The organism is Roseateles sp. SL47 (assembly GCF_026625885.1).
In the GTDB taxonomy this organism is placed as follows: domain Bacteria; phylum Pseudomonadota; class Gammaproteobacteria; order Burkholderiales; family Burkholderiaceae_C; genus Roseateles.
In genome coordinates this window covers 5,689,326-5,707,548 of the sequence record NZ_CP113068.1, presented here as the reverse complement: position 1 = coordinate 5,707,548, position 18,223 = coordinate 5,689,326, and the positions used below count along the sequence as shown (strand labels likewise).

Sequence of the window (18,223 nt, the reverse complement as noted above, 5' to 3'; positions counted from 1 at the left end):
GGAGGCGCAGCCTTCGGCCGATTGCTTTTTTGGGCTGTGCGGGATTGCTGTGCCGGACCGACGTGGGATCGACGTGGGATCGACGTGGAGCCGACGCAGGCACAGCAACGCGCAAGCATCGCATGGGTGGATGTCCGCCTTCCACCCCACGAGGGGGGAGGGCACAGACCGATGGGGCCTCAACTGGCCGATCACGCCGCGCGTGCCGACCACGGCGCAGGCGCACCCAGACCCCGGAGTTCAGCCCGGGCGCTGCAGACCGGCCCGACCGGTGGCCAGGCGTCCGTCGCCGGACAGATGGGCGGCGACGGCCACCACCAGCGCCAGTTCGTGGCCCTGGAAGAAGCCCGGGTCGAAGGCTTCCGAGTCCAGAATGCCGATGACCGCACCCGACGCGTTGAAGAGCGGCAGGCAGGCTTCGGCTTTGACCTTGGGGTCGCAGGTGTAGTAGCCGCCGCCCTCGGCCACATAGGCCGCCACATCGTTGATGACGCGGCCACGGCCGCTCAGGCCCACGGCACTGTTGTTGCTGCCTTGAGCAAAGGCTTCGGTCAGCGGGAATTCCGCGCGGCTTTCCGCACCAAAGTAAGCCAGCTTCACCAGCACCGGCTCACCCGCCGTGTTGGCGCGTGCCTGGTAGATGCCGAACCAGTGGCTGCGGCTGTGCTGCTGGTAGTAGGCCGTCACGGCGGTGGCCGCTGCCAGCAACTCACGGTTCTGCGCTGTGGTGCCGCCCAGGAGGCGGCTCAGGTCGTAAGGCTCGGCGGCCAGTTGGCCAAACAGCGAGCAGGCCCCGCCTTCCCCCAGCTCCGGCACGCGGAACTGCCATTGCACCGCCACCTCGGCCAGGGCCTCGGGCTGGGTCAGGCGCTCCAGCGCCGCCTGGTGCCCACGCACATGGTTGGCCCAGTCGGCGGAGCGGGGCACCGCTTCAAATTCAGCGGCTACGCCGCAACGTTCCCAATAAGTTTCAAACAACATGAATCGTTTTTTTCAGGTCTGGCTTCCAGGCCTCATTCGACCAGGATATTGCGGTGCTTGAGCGCCAGGTGGATCTTGTCCCCAATGGTGTCCTTGTTGAAGGGTTTCACCACATAGCCGGTCGCCCCGAGCTGGGCGGCCCGCAGGATGTCTTCCTTGCGGCCTTCGGCGGTCACCAGCAGCACCGGAATCTTGTGCAAGGGGTCGGACTCCGGCTTGGTGCGCAGGGCTTCCAGCATCTGGAAGCCATTCATCACCGGCATGTTGATGTCGCTGAGCACAAAATGCACCGGCTCGCCGGCAGCCACCGCGCCTTCCAGGGCACGCAAGGCGGCCTTGCCGTCCTCCGCCTCGGTGATCTTGCGAAAGCCCAGCTCCCGCAGCAGGCCGGAGATGATGCGTCGCATGGTGGCGAAGTCATCCACCACCAGAAAGCTGAAATCCTCGCGCTTGATCGTTGTCACCATGGTCGGCACTCCTCAAGGGGGAATCCTAGCGCGGGCGAGCGACATGCCGTGAGGCGTCCGGGCGGATTTCAGCGCTGGCTTACGTCTTTCGTGGACGATTCGGGCAGTTTTCCCGCTCGAACCTCACGGGAACTCCGCTCAGCGGCGGCAGGCCCCCACCCAGTCCCAATCCTTGCGATAGATCGAGGTCTGGACGCCGGACAGGCTCAGCACCGTGTGATAGAGACCGTCATGGGACATGGGCGTGTCCCGGCGGGCGCTGAGGCAGTCACTGTCCAGGCGCTGGGCGCTGCGGGTGGCGGGCGGCAGCCAGAGGATCAGCGGCACATGCTTTTGCTGGTCCGGCGCCAGGGCGTAAGGCATGCCGTGCAGGAACAGGTTGTTCTCGCCCAGCGATTCCCCATGGTCGGACACATACAGCAGGCTGGGGTCGAATCGGTCCTGCTGGCGGCCCAGCCAGCCAATGGCTTGTGCCAGCACATGGTCGGTATAGGCAATGGAATTGTCATAACCATTGCGGACGTCTTCCACCGGGCATTGCTGCAATGCACTGCTTCGGCATTCGGGCAGGAAAGGCTTGCGGTCTGCCGGCGTGCGCTTGAAATACGCCGGGCCATGGCTGCCCATCTGGTGCAGCACCAGCACCACACCGCGCGCTACACGTTGGGGGTCCAGGGCGGCGATGCGGGCGTCCAGGTCGTGCAGCATGGCTTCGTCGAAGCATTCGCCGTCGGCCCCGCATAGCCCGGCGGGCAGCGGATGGTCGGCGCGGGCCGGGTTGATGGCCTGCGCATTCGGCACCCGGTCGCACACGCCCTTGCAGCCGGACTGGTTGTCCAGCCACAGCACGGCCAGGCCGGCGCGCTGCAGCACGTCCAGCAGGGTTTCCTGATGGGTGGGACGGTCCACATAGACCTCCCGGCCCAGGTGGGAGAACATGCAGGGCAGCGATGCCGCCGTGCTGGTGCCGCAGGAGTAGGCCTGTCGATAGCTCAGCACCGGCAAACGGGCCAGTTCCGGGTTGGTCGGCTTGGCATAGCCGTTCAGTGAGAAATTCTCGGAGCGGGCCGTTTCTCCCACCACCAGCATCACCAGCGGCGGCTTGGCCCCTTCCGGTCGCGGTGCCAGCCGGGCATCGGCGCCCACCACCTCCGGCGGGCCCTTGGGCGCGCGCTGCTTCTGCACCGCCAGCGCCACGCTGGCCCAGATGGCGTTCACCGGGCTGACCATCTTGGTCAGCACCTTGTGGTTGCGCAGCGTGGAGGCCAGGTCGGCCGTGCGCAGCGCTCCCAGGCCGGTGCCCAGCACCAGCGCCAGCACGACCGACAGCAGATTCCAGCCCAGCCGCTTGAGCCAGGCCTTGTCCCGGAGCTTCTGGCGCCACAGCCACACCATCGGCACCACGGCCAGCACCAGCACATGCAGCAGCAGGCCCCAGCCCATCAGGTCGCGGGTTTCCCGCACATCCGTCTGCAGGGCATTGGTGATCATCGTGCTGTCGATCACCACGCCGTAGCTGCCAATGAAATAGGCCAGCGGCGCCGTCAGGATCAGCATCAGCGACAGCAGCGGTTTCACCGCCACCCGCCAGGCCATCAGGCTGAACAGCGCCCCCAGCACCAGCGTCACCATGCTGGCAAACAGCACGATGAACAGGCGGCCGCCCGCGCCGGCAAAGTCGGGCATGCCCGCCATGCGCTGCCACAGCGGCCAGTTGCCCAGAAGCCCGATCCAAAGTGCAGTGCACCAGGCCAGCGTGAGAGGGGATCGCTCGCCGTTCACGCGGCGTTTCAGAAATACAGCAACCATTGACTAAGAAAAGCTTCAGAGCGATTGAAGTTTGTAATCGAGCCACCTGAAGGCGCACTGAAGTGGGGAGATGCCGCAGGGCGGTTCGTGCGAGGGGCAGTCATGGCGGCGATGGTGGCGTCTGTCGGGGCGCGGGGGCTTGCATCCTGAGCCTCATCCTCGAAGGGCCATGCCACCAGCCGCGCGAGCCGCCTTCAGGCCTTGGCTGCTGGTACGGGTGTAGCGGTCCTGAAGTTCCTGGATGCGGGGTTCCAGCACGGCGGGGTCTGCGATCCGCTCGCGGTAGCGTCGCAGCACCAGCGCGGCCATGTCGATCAGTTTGGCATTCATGGTTTGTGCGCCCTGGTCCAGCAACAGCATCACCCCCAGGCGCGCATCGCCGCGCATGGCATGACGCATGGCTGTTTCGGAGACGGCGAACACCCGGGCATGGGCATCACGCAGCAACTGGATGCTGGATTCGTGGCCTTCGGCCATGCTGACCATGATCTCCGTGGCGGATTTGGAACTGCAAAAGCGCAGGCCCAGCCGCTGGGTCATGTCGTCCATTTCCGCCAGCGCGATGTCCTGGCGGCTCATGCGGACCCACAGCGACAGCAGCAGGCTGGCGGATTCCAGATCGAAATCCTCGTCCGGCAGCATGCTGGCAAAGCGACGCGCCAGGGCGAGTGCATCGGCCAGGCGGCGTTCCAGCAGCAGGCGCAGCCCCCGCAGCATCAGGTCGAAGCGCTGCAGACGGCGGTCTTGAGGGGCGCGGTCGAGGCCCTGCATCAAGGCGTCCTGGGCGTATTTCAAGCCCTTGCTGTCCTTGGCATCAAAGCGCATGAGCGCAATCAGGGCCACGCTGTGGAAGTCAAACAGCTTGGACTTGAGGCCCTGTGCCACGCTGCGTTCCAGCATCTTCAGCGCTTCGGCCCGTTCGCCTGCATAGAAAGCGAGGGTGCCGCAATGCTGCTGGCGGGACAGGCAGCCCGGGGTCAGTGTGGCGGCAGTCCGGTAAGTGGCAAGGGCGGAGCTGATTTCGCCCTGGTCCATCTGCACCCGGCCCATCAGGTCGTAGGAATCGGCCTGGTCGGGCATTTCACCGATCAGCGTCTGCAGGGTCCGGCGGGCCGCGCTGAGGTTGCCTGAGGCCACTTCCGTGCGGGCCACGCCGAGGCGGGCCCACGGCACGGTCCGCGCGGCGATGATGGCCTCATACAGCTCACGGGCCTGCTCATGGCGTTCCAGCCGCAGCAGCAATTCGGCGCCAATGCGGGCGGCATACAGCCAGTAGGAGGCCCGGCTTGCGAAGCGGGCCAGGCAGAGGTCGGCCGCTTTGTCGAATTCCTTGGCGTCGATCGACTCGAAGATGTCCTTGAGTTCGTGCTTGCGGTGGCGCGCGCTGGCCAGCCGCTCGGCCAGGGCGGCGCTGGTGTAGGGCTTGACCAGGTAGGCGTCCAGCGCCGCCTCGGCGGCTTCGGCCACCTTGGCATAGGAGGCCTCCCCCGTCACCATCACAAACACGGTGGAGTAGGGCAGTAACTGCTCGCGACGGAGTTCATCCAGCAGGTCCTGGCCGGACAGCTCCGAGCCGTCAAAGTAGTAGTCGCACAGGACGATGTCGTACGGCTGCGTTTCCAGGATCACCCGCGCATCCCGCGTGCGGGTGGCCTGGCGCACATGGCCCACACCCAGCTCGCGCAGTTGTGCCGTCATCAGGCTGCGCGAGGTGGCGTTGCTGTCGATCACCAGCGCCTGGGTCTTGGCAAACGCGCCGTTGGCATAACTCATGGTGCCAGCGTCCGGGGGGCAAAAGACAAACAGCCCACCGCGTCCGGTCGTGGACGGGGTGGGCTGTGGTCTGGAAGGCCAGGGGTCTGACCGGAATGCGGGCTGAACTTCACAGCGGCATTGTCAGCCTGATCCCCGGGATTGTTTGCTCGGGTTTGCTAGGTCAGAGCGGTTGTTTTCCGCTGTGTTGACGAAATCCGGCTCACTTGAAGAGATCTTTGACCCGGTCCGTCCACGACTTGGCGTTGGGGGAGTGGCGGTCGCCGCCCTCGCGGAAGCTCTTGTCCAGTTCCTTGAGCAGCTTGCGCTGATGCTCGGTGAGCTTGACCGGGGTTTCCACGCTGATGTGGCAGTACAGGTCGCCCGGGTAGCTGGAACGCACGCCCTTGATGCCCTTGCCGCGCAGGCGGAAGGTCTTGCCGTGCTGCGAGCCTTCCGGCAGCTCGATTTCCGCTTTGCCGCCGAGCGTGGGCACTTCGATCGTGCCGCCCAGGGCGGCCAAGGTCATCGACACCGGCATGGTGCAGTGCAGGTCGTCGCCGTCGCGCTCGAAGATGTCGTGCTGCTTGATGCGGATCTCGATGTAGAGATCGCCCGGCGGCCCGCCGTTCACGCCCGGCTCGCCGTTGCCGGCCGAGCGGATGCGCATGCCTTCGTTGATGCCGGCCGGAATCTTGACTTCCAGGGTCTTGGTCTTCTTGATCTTGCCGGCGCCATTGCAGGTGGTGCAGGGCTCGGGAATGATCTTGCCGGTGCCGTGGCAGTGCGGGCAGGTCTGCTGGATGCTGAAGAAGCCCTGGCGCATGTGAACCGTGCCGGAGCCACCGCAGGCGCCGCAGGTCTTGGCGCTGGTGCCGGGCTTGGCGCCGGAGCCATTGCAGGTTTCGCAGCCTTCCCAGGACGGGATGCGGATCTGCGTTTCCTTGCCGCGTGCGGCTTCTTCCAGCGTGATCTCCATGGCGTAGCTCAGGTCGCTGCCACGGTAGACCTGCTGGCCCCCGCCACGACGGCCATTGCCGCCGCCGCCAGCGCCGCCGCCGAACAGATCACCAAAGATGTCGCCAAAGGCTTCGGCGAAGCCGCCAAAACCTTCCGCGCCCTGACCGCCCCGGAAGCCCCCTGCATTGGGATCGACACCCGCATGGCCGTACTGGTCGTAGGCCGCGCGCTTCTGGCCGTCCGTGAGCATCTCGTAGGCTTCCTTGCCTTCCTTGAACTTCTCTTCGGCTTCCTTGGAACCTTCCCCCTGATTACGGTCAGGGTGGTACTTCATCGCGAGCTTGCGATAAGCCTTTTTGATGTCGTCGTCGCTGGCGTTCTTGGCGACGCCTAAGACTTCGTAATAGTCACGCTTTGCCATGGGTATTCCTGGGCCTGCTGCTCATCCAGCTTGAAACCAAAACGCCGCGCGAAGCATGCAGCTCTCGCGCGGCGGGCTGTCACGCCGACGTGAGGGTCGGCATGGCATGCTTACTTCGTGTCCTTGACTTCCTTGAATTCGGCATCCACGACATTGTCGTCGGCCGGCTTCGAAGACGCCTGCTGGCCTGCGGCCGGGCCAGCTTCGGCGAAGTCTGCGCCAGCGGCACCGGCTGCACCTGTGGCGCCGGCTGCACCGGCGGCTGCCTGCGATTCGGCGTAGATTTTCTCGCCCAGCTTCTGGCTGGCGGTCATCAGGGCTTCAGACTTGGCGTCGATATCGGCCTTGTCTTCACCCTTGATGGCTTCTTCCAGCGCTTGAACGGCGGCTTCGATCTTCTCCTTCTCGCCAGCATCCAGCTTGTCGCCGTGCTCGGTCAGCGACTTGCGCACCGAGTGCACCAGACCATCGGCCTGGTTCTTGGCGGTCACCAGTTCCACCTTCTTCTTGTCCTCAGCCGCATTGGCTTCGGCGTCCTTCACCATCTTTTCGATCTCGGCTTCGGAGAGGCCGGAGTTCGCCTTGATGGTGATCTTGTTTTCCTTGCCGGTGCCCTTGTCCTTGGCGCCAACGTGCAGGATGCCGTTGGCGTCGATGTCGAAGCTCACCTCGATCTGAGGAATGCCACGCGGTGCCGGCGGGATGCCTTCCAGGTTGAACTCGCCCAGGCTCTTGTTGGCCTGCGCCAGTTCACGCTCGCCCTGGTACACCTTGATGGTCACGGCCGGCTGGCTGTCTTCAGCGGTCGAGAAGGTCTGGCTGAACTTGGTCGGGATGGTCGTGTTCTTCTTGATCATCTTCGTCATCACGCCGCCCAGGGTCTCAATGCCCAGGCTCAGCGGGGTGACGTCCAGCAGCAGCACGTCGGTCCGTTCGCCGCCCAGGACCTGGCCCTGGATGGCAGCGCCCACGGCGACGGCTTCGTCCGGGTTGACGTCCTTGCGCGGTTCCTTGCCGAAGAACTCCTTGACCTTCTCCTGCACCTTGGGCATGCGGGTCATGCCGCCGACCAGGATCACGTCGTCGATCTCGTTCACCGACACGCCGGCATCCTTGATGGCGGTGCGGCAGGGGGCGATGGTGCGCTCGATCAGCTCATCCACCAGCGACTCCAGCTTGGCGCGGGTCAGCTTGATGTTCAGGTGCTTCGGACCGGTGGCGTCGGCGGTGATGTAGGGCAGGTTGACGTCGGTCTGCGAGCTGTTGGAGAGCTCGATCTTGGCCTTTTCTGCGGCTTCCTTCAGGCGCTGCAGGGCCAGCACGTCCTTGGTCAGGTCAACGCCTTGTTCCTTCTTGAACTCACCAATGATGTAGTCAATGATGCGCTGGTCGAAGTCTTCACCGCCCAGGAAGGTGTCACCGTTGGTGGACAGCACTTCGAACTGCTTCTCGCCATCCACGTCGGCGATCTCGATGATGGAGATGTCGAACGTACCGCCGCCCAGGTCGAACACGGCAATCTTGCGGTCGCCAGCGCCGTGCTTGTCCAGGCCGAAGGCCAGGGCTGCGGCGGTGGGTTCATTGATGATGCGCTTGACATCCAGGCCGGCGATGCGGCCGGCGTCCTTGGTGGCCTGGCGCTGGGCGTCGTTGAAATAGGCCGGCACCGTGATCACGGCTTCGGTCACTTCTTCACCGAGGTAGTCCTCGGCGGTCTTCTTCATCTTGCGCAGCACTTCGGCGGACACCTGCGGGGGGGCCAGCTTCTTGCCACGCACTTCCACCCAGGCGTCGCCGTTGTCGGCGGCGGCGATGGTGTAGGGCATCAGGTCGATGTCCTTCTGCACTTCCTTCTCGCCGAACTTGCGGCCGATCAGGCGCTTGACGGCGTACAGCGTATTGCGCGGGTTGGTCACGGCCTGGCGCTTGGCCGAGGCGCCGACCAGCACTTCGCCGTCTTCCTGGTAGGCAATGATGGAGGGCGTGGTGCGGGCACCTTCGGCGTTTTCGATCACGCGGGTGGTGTTGCCTTCCATGACCGCGACGCACGAGTTGGTGGTGCCGAGGTCAATGCCGATGATTTTCTTCTTTGCCATGTGAGGACTCCTGAATTCGGTGGGATCGATGTGATCCGGATGCTTCTGATCTGTGGATAACTCGCTTGGTTTTCAAGAGCTGCGCCACTGAAAGACGCTTCAAATCGCTCAAAAACCGGGCTTCCGGGGATCGATCGGGCTGTTTTTGTGTTTTTTGGAGGTACGGCCTGTTTACTTGGGGGCGGCGACCGTCACCAGGGCGGGGCGCAGCACACGGTCGTAGATCGAGTAGCCCTTTTGGAGGACGGTGACGACGGTATTGGCTTCCTGGTCGGCGGGGACCATGGAGATGGCCTGGTGCTGATGGGGGTCGAACTTGGTGCCGGCGGTGGGGTTGATTTCCACGACCTTGTTGCGTTCGAGGGCGGCGGCCAGTTGGCGGCGGGTGGCGTGTACGCCTTCGAGGACCTGTTCCACGGTGGCATCGGGACGGCCGATGGCGGCTTCCATGCTGTCCATGACTGGGAGCATGGCGTCGGCAAAGCCTTCGACGGCGAACTTCCGGGCCTTGGAGACATCTTCGTCGGCGCGGCGGCGGATGTTTTCCACTTCGGCCTTGGCGCGCAGATAGGCGTCCGACATTTCCGCCAGGCGGTGTTCGGTGTCGGCCAACTTGGCTTCCAGGTCCAGGGGCGGGGCGTCTTCTGGCGACTGCGGATCGGTGTTTTGGTTCTCAGTGGTCATGTTGATGGCCCTAAAACGAGCCCGGAGAGGCGTGCGAGCACCCCCTTGTCGGGCGATGCGCGGTATGTGGGGCAGGCCTGCCGAACTTCAAGAGGCCGGATTCTAGACGCCGGGGGCCTTAATCGATGGAGGCGGACCAGCGATCCCATTCGGCCAGGCGGCGGCGGTCTTGTTTGGTGGGGCGGCCTTGTTCGATGGTGCTGGCGGGTTCTGGGGCGAGGCGGCGGGCTTCTGCGGCGCGTTCACGCGCGGCGATGCTCTCGGGAGTTTCGTTGTACAGCGTCTGTGCCACTGGGGCGGGGCCGCGGGTTGGGCTGAGTTCCACGACCTGGACTTCGCGATCGACCTGACCTTGGCGGAATCGCACCAGGTCGCCGGCGCGGACATCGCGCGAGGCCTTGGCGGCCTGCCCGTTGACGGTCACCCGGCCCTTGCCGATCTCTTCGACGGCAATCGAGCGGGTTTTGTAAAAGCGCGCGGCCCAAAGCCACTTGTCCAGCCGCATGGCCTCGACGTCGGTCGAGTGACGGTTGGTACGAGAAGAAGCAGAAGAAGATGACATCGCGGCTGATTTTCCTACGCACTTCGCCCCAAGAAAAGCGCCTCCTCTCAGGGCATTCCTCAATCCCACCCGCCCCTGCCCCCGGGGCACCCGGCCCGCATCCAGTCGCGAGGACGCGCGAAGCGCCGTCCAAGCGGGCCTCGTGGTTATCGAGGGGGGGCGCCGCCGGGTCACCCCAAGACGGCCCCCACCCTCCCTCGGGGGACCCTGCCCGCATCCAGTCGCGAGGAGGCGCGAAGCGCCGTCCGCGCGGGGCTCGTGGTTATCGAGGGGGGGGCGCCGCCGGGTCACCCCAAGACGGACCCCACCCTCCCTCGGGGGGACCCTGCCCGCATCCAGTCGCGAGGACGCGCGAAGCGCCGTCCAAGCGGGGCTCGTGGTTATCGAGGGGGGGGCCGCCGCCGGGCCGCCCCAAGGCGGCCCCAACCCCCCCGGGGGGTGGTTTTGTGCGCCCTAGGCGCACAAAACCGGGGGCCCCATGTAAGCATCAACGCGAATAGAAAAGTCCAAAAGGCGCGGGAGGATTGGGGGATATAGATAGAGAGAGAACCCGGAGACCCCTCGCATGCGTAGAGACCAATTCCTCAAAACTGCAGCCGCTCTGGCGGCCCTGGGCCTGCTGCCCACCGCCGCCCGTGCCGCTGGCAACCTCAAGATCATGGTGCCGGCCAACCCGGGCGGCGGCTGGGACATCACCGGCCGTGCCCTCGGCAAGGCCCTCCAGGACGCCGGTGCCGCCAGCACCGTCACCTTCGAGAACAAGGGCGGCGCCGCCGGCGCGATCGGCCTGGCCCAGTTCGTCAACGCCAGCAAGGGCGACCCGAATGCGCTGATGGTCATGGGCGCCGTCATGCTGGGCGGCCTCATCACCGGCAAGCCCCCCGTCTCCCTCAGCCAGGCCACGCCCATCGCGCGGCTGACCAGCGAATACAACGTCTTTGTCCTGCCTGCCAGTTCCCCGCTCAAGACCATGAAGGATGTGGTCGAGCAGATGAAAAAGGACCCCGGCAGCGTCAAATGGGGCGGCGGTTCCCGCGGCTCGACCGAACATGTCGCCGCTGCCATGCTGGCCCGCGAAACCGGCGTCGACGCCGCCAAGATCAACTACGTCGCCTTCCGGGGCGGCGGCGAAGCCATCGCCGCCATCCTGGGCGGCAACGTCACCGTCGGCGGCAGCGGCTTCAGCGAATTCCAGCAGTACATCGAGAGCGGCAAGATGCGCCCCATCGCCGTCACCTCCCCGCAGCGCCTCAAGGGCCTGGACGCGCCCACCATGAAGGAGCTGGGCTACAACGTCGAGATCGGCAACTGGCGTGGCGTCTACGCGCCCCCCGGCCTCGCGCCGGCCCAGCGCCAGGCGCTGGCCGACCTGGTCGTCAAGGCCACCAAGTCCAAGGCCTGGGCGGAAGCGCTGGAGAAGAACGGCTGGACCCCCGCCGTGATCACCGGCAAGGAGTTCGAAGACTTCGTCGATCGCGAGTTCGCCGCCTTGCGCGCCATCATGGTCAAGTCGGGGATGGTCGGATGAGTACGCCCCATGCTGATCGGCAGGACCCTTCCGTCCCCGACACCGTGCCGCCCCCATTCCACCAGACCCTGGTGGGTGGCGGTGCGCTGGTCATTGGCATCGTCATGGCGGTGGGCGCTGCTTCCATCCCGGCGGATGCCGGTTATGGCGGCATCGGCCCGAATGCCTTGCCGTGGCTGGTGGCCGCCGCCTTGCTGGTCTGTGGCGCCTGGCTGATCTGGGAAGCCCGCACCGGTGGCTTCCGTCAGATGGAGCCGCCTTCCGGCGCCCCCAAGGCGGACTGGCTGTCTGCCGCCTGGGTGGTGGGGGCCGTGGTTGCCAATGCGCTGCTCATCACCACCATCGGTTTTGTGCTGGCCTGCACCCTGTGTTTTGCCCTGGCCGTGCGTGGCATCCGCCGGTCGGAAGGCAAGGTCGGCGGCGGCGCCCGTCAACTGATCGTGGATCTGGTCACCGGTGTGCTGATTGCAGCGCCGGTGTTCTGGCTGTTCAACAAGCTGCTGGCGCTGAACCTGCCCGCCATCACCCCTGGCGGCTGGATCTGACCGGCCTGCTGCTGGGCGCCCCCTGTGGGCGCCCGCTCTGACGGCCGCCCTCGATGGCGGCTACTTCGTTCTGGGAGAGGACAACCAACATGACTGAGCTCTGGACGCAGCTCCTGGGGGGCTTCGCCACTGCCGCGACCCCCGTCAATCTGATGTGGGCCTTTGTCGGCTGTGCGCTGGGCACGGCCATCGGCGTGCTGCCGGGCCTGGGCCCGGCGGTGACGGTGGCCATGCTGCTGCCCATCACCGCGCAGGTGGACCCGACCGCCTCGATGATCTTTTTCGCGGGTATTTATTACGGCGCGATGTATGGGGGCTCCACCACCTCCATCCTGCTGAACACCCCCGGGGAGACCGGCACCATGGTGACCGCGCTGGAGGGCTTCAAGATGGCCCGCAGCGGGCGCGCTGGCGCCGCCCTGGCCACGGCCGCCATCGGCTCCTTTGTCGCTGGTACGGTCGCCACCGTGCTGGTGACCCTGTTTGCGCCGGTGCTGGCCGACTTTGCCGTGACGCTCGGGCCGCCGGAGTACTTCTGCCTGATGCTGCTGGCCTTCACCACGGTCAGCGCCGTGCTCGGCCAAAGCACCTTGCGTGGCCTGACCTCGCTGTTCATCGGCCTGGCCATGGGCCTGGTGGGCCTGGACCAGATCACCGGCCAGGTGCGTTACACCGCTGGCGTCGCGGAATTCATGGACGGCATCGAAACCGTGCTGGTCGCGGTGGGCCTGTTTGCCGTGGGGGAGACGCTCTATGTCGCCCTGTATGAAGGCCGCAGCGCCCAGCAGCTCAACACCATGGGCCGGGTCCACATGTCGCGGGGCGAATGGCGCCGGTCGGTGCCGGCCTGGCTGCGCGGGACCGCCCTGGGCTTTCCGTTCGGCGTGATCCCTGCGGGCGGCACCGAGATCCCGACCTTCCTCAGCTATGCCACTGAACGCAAGCTGTCCAATCACAAGGAAGAGTTCGGGACGGTGGGCGCCATTGAAGGCGTGGCCGGTCCGGAAGCCGCCAACAATGCGGCCGTCACCGGCACGCTGGTGCCGCTGCTGACCCTGGGCATCCCGACCTCGGTCACCGCCGCCATCCTGCTGTCCGCCCTGCAGAACTACGGCATCCAGGCAGGGCCGCAGCTGTTCCAGACCTCGTCCGCCCTGGTCTGGGCGCTGATTGCGTCGCTCTACATCGGCAACGTGATGCTGCTGGTGCTGAACCTGCCGCTGGTCGGTCTGTGGGTGAAGCTGTTGAAGATCCCGAAGGCGCCGCTGTATGCCGGCATCCTGATCTTCGCGACGGTGGGGGTTTACGGCATGCGCCAGAGCGCCTTCGACCTCTACGTGATGCTGGCCATCGGCCTGCTGGGCGTGGTGATGCGGCGTTTTGACTTCCCGACCGCCCCGGTGGTGGTGGGCATGATCCTGGGCCCGCTGGCCGAAGCGCACCTGCGGAACGGCATCTCCATCGGCGGGGGCCACTGGGGCGTGTTCCTGGAGCGGCCGCTGTCGGCCACGCTGCTGGCCGTGGTGGTGATGGTGCTGCTGATGCCGCGCCTGTGGAAGTGGTGGCGCGGCCGTCAGCAGCTCAGCGCGCCGCGCCCAGCGTGAGCGCGGCGTCGCGCTGACGGGCCAGGGCGGCCGCATCCGGGGCCGCCTGGGTGGGCCAGCCCTGCAGATGCTGTTCCACCACGGTGCTCAGCGCGCGGATGTGGCCGGGGCTGTCGTTCAGGCAGGGGATGTAGCTGAAGCGCTGGCCCCCGCTGTGCAGGAAGGCCTCGCGGGCTTCCATGTCGATTTCTTCCAGCGTCTCGATGCAGTCGGCGGCAAAGCCGGGGCAGATCAGGTCCACCGACTTCAGGCCATTGGCCGCCAGGCTGCGCAGGGTGGGCTCGGTGTAGGGCTCCAGCCAGCGGGCCTTGCCGAAGCGGCTCTGGAAGGTCACCTTGTACTGCGCGGGGGACAGGCCCAGCGCCTCGGCCAGCAGCCGGCCGGTCTTGAGGCATTCGCAGTGGTAGGGGTCCCCCAGCGCCAGCGAGCGTGCCGGCATGCCGTGGAAGCTCATCACCAGCATGTCCGCCCGGCCTTCGCGCTGCCAGTGCTGGCGCACGCTGTCGGCCAGGGCGGCGATGTAGCCGGGATGGTCGTGGTAGTGATTGACGAAGCGCAGCTCCGGCAGATGCCGGTGGGTGAGGGCCCAGCGGGCGACATCGTCCACGACGCTGGCAGTGGTGGCGGCGCAATACTGCGGATAGGCCGGCAGCACCAGCACCCGGGTGGCCCCGGCGGCACGCAAGGCGTCCAACTGGCTGGCAATCGAGGGCTGCCCGTAGCGCATGGCGTGGCGCACGATCAGCTGATGGCCCCGTTCCCCCAGATAGCCCTGCAACAGCGTGGCCTGACGCTGGGTCCAGACCATCAGAGGCGAACCTTCCTTCATCCAGATGCTGGCGTATTTCTTGGCCGATGCCGCCGGACGCGTGCGCAGGATGATGCCGTGCAGGATGGGCCACCAGGCCAGCTTCGGGATCTCGATGACGCGGGGGTCGGACAGGAACTGCGCCAGATAACGCCGCGTGGCCGCAGGCGTGGGCGCTTCCGGCGTGCCCAGATTGCACAGCAGCAGGCCGGTGCGGGCAGGGGTGCCGTGGTCGAAAGTGGGTTCGGGCTGGTAGCTCATGGACAAAGGGGACCTCTCAAGGCCTGGCTGGAGCAGCCGGGCCGGACGGCGATGTTAGCGAGCCGGCGCAGCCCTCGCGCAGTGGGCCCCCAAAAATCGGAGGGGGACTCTGGGGGATAAGGGCTTGGCCGATCAGACCCCGCGCCGCATCACCAGCGGCGAGCGGTCGGTTTCGGCATGGTGCAGCACCTCGAAGCGCACCGTCGGCGCCAGGGTGTCGGACGGCGGGCCCCCGAGCCCGATGGCACCGGCGCCATGCAGCGTGCAGGCGCCGCGCCGCAGGCTGAGCGTCTGGCCGCCAGGGCCGAAGCGGACAAAGGTGCCGTTGTAGCTGAGATCGGTCAGGCTGAAACTGCTGCCCTGCCAGTCAATGCGGGCATGGGAGCGGGACACCCGCACGTCGGTGATGCAGTAGGTGGCCTGGGTGCTGCGGCCCAGCACGATCGGCATGTGTTCGATATCGAACACACGGTCCAGGTCTTGCCACACGAGGCGGATGCCGTCGGGGGCCGCCGCGCGCACCACTTCGCCGAATTGCGTAGCGCCGGCATCGCCCTGGCCCTGGTCCAGCACATGGATATGCACCGGCTCGACCCGGCCCCGCACACTGATGTGGTCCAGGCTGCGGAAACGCGCCTTCTGGGTGTTGGACAAGCCATGCACCACTTCCGCCGTGACCACGGTTTCGCCGTCGCCGGCATGGTCCAGCAGGCGGGCGGCCACGTTCACCGCATCGCCAAAGCAGTCGCCGTGGATCTCCACGACTTCACCTCGCGCCAATGCGATCTGCAGATGCATGTTGCGCAGCCGCTCAATGCGGTGGGCCGACTTGATCAGCAGCTCCTGCATCCGCATGGCGGATTTGATGCCGTCCTTGGGATTGTCAAAGGCGGCCATCAGGCCATCGCCCAGGGTCTTGATGAGGTGACCCCGGCACTCGTCCACCGCCTGCGCCAGCAGGCCCACCGTCTGGGTCACCAGGCCCGAGGCCTCGGCATTTCCCAGGGTCTCGAACAGCGCCGTGCTGCCGCGCAAGTCGGCAAACAAAACGGTGCGCTCGCGTATCTGGGTCATCGGTTGACTGATTCGTAGGTGTGACGAATGTCTCAGTGTAGCGGGCGGCTGACGACATCCACCCTGTGAATAGCCCTCGGCTTGGGGGCCAGTTGTCCGCCACGCCACACATACGCTGCACGCCAGTGCGGTCTGCGTCCCCATGTCCCCCAAAAGTTGGAAGCGGTGAAGGGGTGTTGCTGGGGGCTACGGCCATGAAAAAGGGCCGCACAAGGCGGCCCTTTTGGGGTGCCGACAGGGGTCGGCAGGAGGCGGTGTGGATCAGAGGTTGTCCAGATAGGTCCGCAGCTTGTCCGAGCGGCTCGGGTGCTTGAGCTTGCGGATGGCCTTGGCTTCGATCTGGCGAATCCGCTCGCGGGTGACGTCGAACTGCTTGCCGACTTCTTCCAGCGTGTGGTCCGTGCTCATTTCGATACCGAAGCGCATGCGCAGCACCTTGGCTTCGCGCGGGGTCAGGCTGTCGAGGATGTCCTTCACCACTTCGCGCAGGCCGGCCTGCATGGCGGCTTCGATCGGAGCGGTGTTGTTGGTGTCCTCGATGAAATCGCCCAGGTGGCTGTCGTCGTCGTCCCCGATCGGCGTTTCCATGGAGATCGGCTCTTTGGCGATCTTCATGATCTTGCGGATCTTGTCCTCCGGCATTTCCATCTTCTCGGCCAGCGTCGGGGCGTCCGGCTCGAAGCCGAATTCCTGCAAATGCTGACGCGAGATGCGGTTCATCTTGTTGATCGTCTCGATCATGTGAACCGGAATGCGGATGGTGCGGGCCTGGTCGGCAATCGAGCGGGTAATGGCCTGACGGATCCACCAGGTGGCGTAGGTCGAGAACTTGTAGCCGCGGCGATATTCGAACTTGTCCACCGCCTTCATCAGGCCGATGTTGCCTTCCTGGATCAGATCCAGGAATTGCAGACCCCGGTTGGTGTACTTCTTGGCAATGGAGATGACCAGGCGCAGGTTGGCCTCGATCATTTCCTTCTTCGCGTCGCGGGAGGCCTTTTCGCCTTCGTTCATCCGCTTGTTGATCTCCTTGAGATCGTCCAGCGGCACCACGGCCTTGGCCTGCACGTCGATCAGCTTTTGCTGCAGCTCCTGGATGGCGGGCAGATTGCGCGACATCACATTGCTGTAGTTCTTGCCCGACGCGACTTCCTTTTCAGCCCATTGCAGGTTCAGCACATTGGGCGGGAACACCTTGATGAAGTGCTCTTGCGGCATGCCGCACTTGTCCACGACGATCTTGCGGATCTCGCGTTCATAGCGGCGCACGTCATCCACCTGCGAGCGCAGGATGTCGCACAGCTTCTCGATGGTCTTGACGGTGAAGCGGATGGTCATCAGCTCGCCGCTGATGGCTGCCTGGGCCTTGTTGTAGTTGGACGACTTGTAGCCGTCCTTCTCGAAGGCCTTGCGCATCTTGTCGAAGTTGACGGCCAGCGAGTCGAGCTTCACCAGCGCGGCATTCTTCAGCTCTTCCAGCTTCTTGGTCAGGGCCTTGGAACCACCGGCGCCGTCATCGTCGTCTTCTTCGTCGAATTCGTCGAAGTCTTCTTCGGCCACATAGTCGTCGGCCTCGTCATCCGAGACAAAACCATCGACTGCTTCGGAAATCTGCATTTCACCCGCGCGGATCTTGGCGGCCATGGCCAGGATTTCCGCAATGGTGGTGGGCGAGGCGGAAATCGCCAGCATCATGGCCTGCAGGCCACCTTCGATGCGCTTGGCAATTTCGATTTCGCCTTCCCGGGTCAGCAGTTCCACCGTGCCCATTTCGCGCATGTACATGCGCACGGGGTCGGTGGTGCGGCCGAATTCCGAGTCCACCGTAGACAGCGCGGCTTCCGCAGCTTCTTCGGCTTCTTCTTCGGTGGCGGTGGGCGAGGTGCTGCCCTGGATCAGCAGCGTGGCGGCGTCCGGCGCCTGCTCGTACACGGCGATGCCCATGTCGTTCAACATGGACACGATGGCCTCGAGGATTTCCTCGTTGATCAGCTTTTCGGGCAGGTGGTCGTTGATTTCCTGGTGCGTCAGGAAACCACGGGTCTTGCCCATCTTGATCAGCGTCTTCAGTTCCTGACGACGCTTGGCCACTTCCTCTTCGGTCAGGGCGGTTTCGTCCAGGCCGAATTCACGCATCAGCGCGCGCTCTTTGGCGCGGCTGACCTTCATGCGCAGCGGCTTGGCCTTGGGCTTGTCCTCGCCAGCCGCTTCATCGACTTCGACTTCAGCTTCCACGTCCGCTTCGGCTTCGGTCTCGATATCGGCGTCCACGTCGCCAAAGTCTTCGTCTTCCTCTTCCACCTTGGCTTTGCCGGTCTTCTTGGACTCGGTCTCGGCCTTCGGCTTGCGGCCGCGCTTGGGCTTGGCGTCGTCCGTCACAGTGGCGGCAGCCTTGGTGGTCTTGGCAGCAGCCTTGGCAGGCTTCTTGATTTCTTCAGTCTCTGCGGCGGCAGCCTTGGAAGCGGTCTTTTTGGCGGTCATGCAGTTCCTCGGGTCGGCGAGTGATTCGGGAATTCTTTGGGGCGTGCAACGCAAACGGCCACCTGGATCGCCGACAACCGCTTGTTGCGGTGCGACGAGCCCAGGCGGCTCGATCTCTGCCCTGAGCCTTATGTGGGGGGTGTTCCCACCGGCTCAAGGTTGCGCGTGAAGGCTAGCGTGATCGTTTGGA

14 protein-coding genes are annotated in these 18,223 nt (G+C 65.3%); 3 read left to right on the top strand and 11 right to left on the bottom strand.

What is annotated here, in order from left to right:
- Positions 1-240: 240 nt before the first annotated feature.
- The 8 genes from OU995_RS24740 to OU995_RS24705 form a co-directional block, all read right to left on the bottom strand.
- The gene (locus tag OU995_RS24740) at positions 241-981 is read right to left on the bottom strand and encodes a GAF domain-containing protein (RefSeq protein ID WP_267832825.1); all 741 of its coding nucleotides are present in this window, start codon (positions 979-981) and stop codon (positions 241-243) included.
- Between the two features lie 32 nt (positions 982-1,013).
- Positions 1,014-1,448: a response regulator gene (locus OU995_RS24735; protein WP_267832823.1), complete on the bottom strand. Its 435-nt coding sequence runs from the start codon at positions 1,446-1,448 to the stop codon at positions 1,014-1,016.
- A gap of 138 nt (positions 1,449-1,586) precedes the next feature.
- Complete coding sequence (locus tag OU995_RS24730) at positions 1,587-3,257, bottom strand: phosphoethanolamine transferase (RefSeq protein WP_267832821.1); 1,671 nt, start codon at positions 3,255-3,257, stop codon at positions 1,587-1,589.
- A 153-nt stretch (positions 3,258-3,410) separates the two neighbouring features.
- On the bottom strand, positions 3,411-5,030 hold the full coding sequence (locus OU995_RS24725; RefSeq protein ID WP_267832820.1) for a response regulator: 1,620 nt from the start codon (positions 5,028-5,030) through the stop codon (positions 3,411-3,413).
- Positions 5,031-5,232: 202 nt separating this feature from the next.
- On the bottom strand, positions 5,233-6,390 hold the full coding sequence (gene dnaJ, locus OU995_RS24720; RefSeq protein ID WP_267832818.1) for a molecular chaperone DnaJ: 1,158 nt from the start codon (positions 6,388-6,390) through the stop codon (positions 5,233-5,235).
- 110 nt (positions 6,391-6,500) lie between these two features.
- A complete protein-coding gene (gene dnaK / locus OU995_RS24715) occupies positions 6,501-8,516 on the bottom strand; it encodes a molecular chaperone DnaK (RefSeq protein ID WP_267836369.1) in 2,016 nt (671 codons plus the stop codon).
- A gap of 141 nt (positions 8,517-8,657) precedes the next feature.
- Entirely contained in the window at positions 8,658-9,170 is a 513-nt protein-coding gene (grpE, locus tag OU995_RS24710; protein WP_267832817.1) for a nucleotide exchange factor GrpE, read from the bottom strand.
- A 118-nt stretch (positions 9,171-9,288) separates the two neighbouring features.
- Entirely contained in the window at positions 9,289-9,675 is a 387-nt protein-coding gene (locus OU995_RS24705; RefSeq protein ID WP_267832815.1) for an RNA-binding S4 domain-containing protein, read from the bottom strand.
- A 622-nt stretch (positions 9,676-10,297) separates the two neighbouring features.
- Here OU995_RS24705 and OU995_RS24700 point away from each other — a divergent pair.
- The 3 genes from OU995_RS24700 to OU995_RS24690 all read left to right on the top strand — a co-directional run bounded on the left by OU995_RS24700 (position 10,298) and on the right by OU995_RS24690 (position 13,409).
- A complete protein-coding gene (locus OU995_RS24700; RefSeq protein WP_267832814.1) occupies positions 10,298-11,260 on the top strand; it encodes a Bug family tripartite tricarboxylate transporter substrate binding protein in 963 nt (320 codons plus the stop codon).
- Positions 11,257-11,805, top strand: a complete 549-nt coding sequence (locus OU995_RS24695; RefSeq protein WP_267832812.1) for a tripartite tricarboxylate transporter TctB family protein — start codon at positions 11,257-11,259, stop codon at positions 11,803-11,805. The genes OU995_RS24700 and OU995_RS24695 overlap by 4 nt, the downstream gene beginning before the upstream one ends.
- 89 nt (positions 11,806-11,894) lie before the next feature.
- The gene (locus OU995_RS24690; RefSeq protein ID WP_267832811.1) at positions 11,895-13,409 is read left to right on the top strand and encodes a tripartite tricarboxylate transporter permease; all 1,515 of its coding nucleotides are present in this window, start codon (positions 11,895-11,897) and stop codon (positions 13,407-13,409) included.
- On the opposite strand, the gene hemH is transcribed toward OU995_RS24690, so the two are convergent.
- From hemH to rpoD, 3 genes are all read right to left on the bottom strand, one after another.
- Complete coding sequence (hemH, locus tag OU995_RS24685) at positions 13,387-14,478, bottom strand: ferrochelatase (RefSeq protein ID WP_267832809.1); 1,092 nt, start codon at positions 14,476-14,478, stop codon at positions 13,387-13,389. The two genes, OU995_RS24690 and hemH, sit on opposite strands and share 23 nt — an antisense overlap.
- Before the next feature lie 132 nt (positions 14,479-14,610).
- Positions 14,611-15,552, bottom strand: coding sequence for an adenylate/guanylate cyclase domain-containing protein (locus tag OU995_RS24680; RefSeq protein ID WP_267832807.1), 942 nt, complete (start codon positions 15,550-15,552; stop codon positions 14,611-14,613).
- Between the two features lie 261 nt (positions 15,553-15,813).
- Complete coding sequence (rpoD, locus tag OU995_RS24675) at positions 15,814-18,033, bottom strand: RNA polymerase sigma factor RpoD (protein ID WP_267832806.1); 2,220 nt, start codon at positions 18,031-18,033, stop codon at positions 15,814-15,816.
- Between the last annotated feature and the right edge of the window lie 190 nt (positions 18,034-18,223).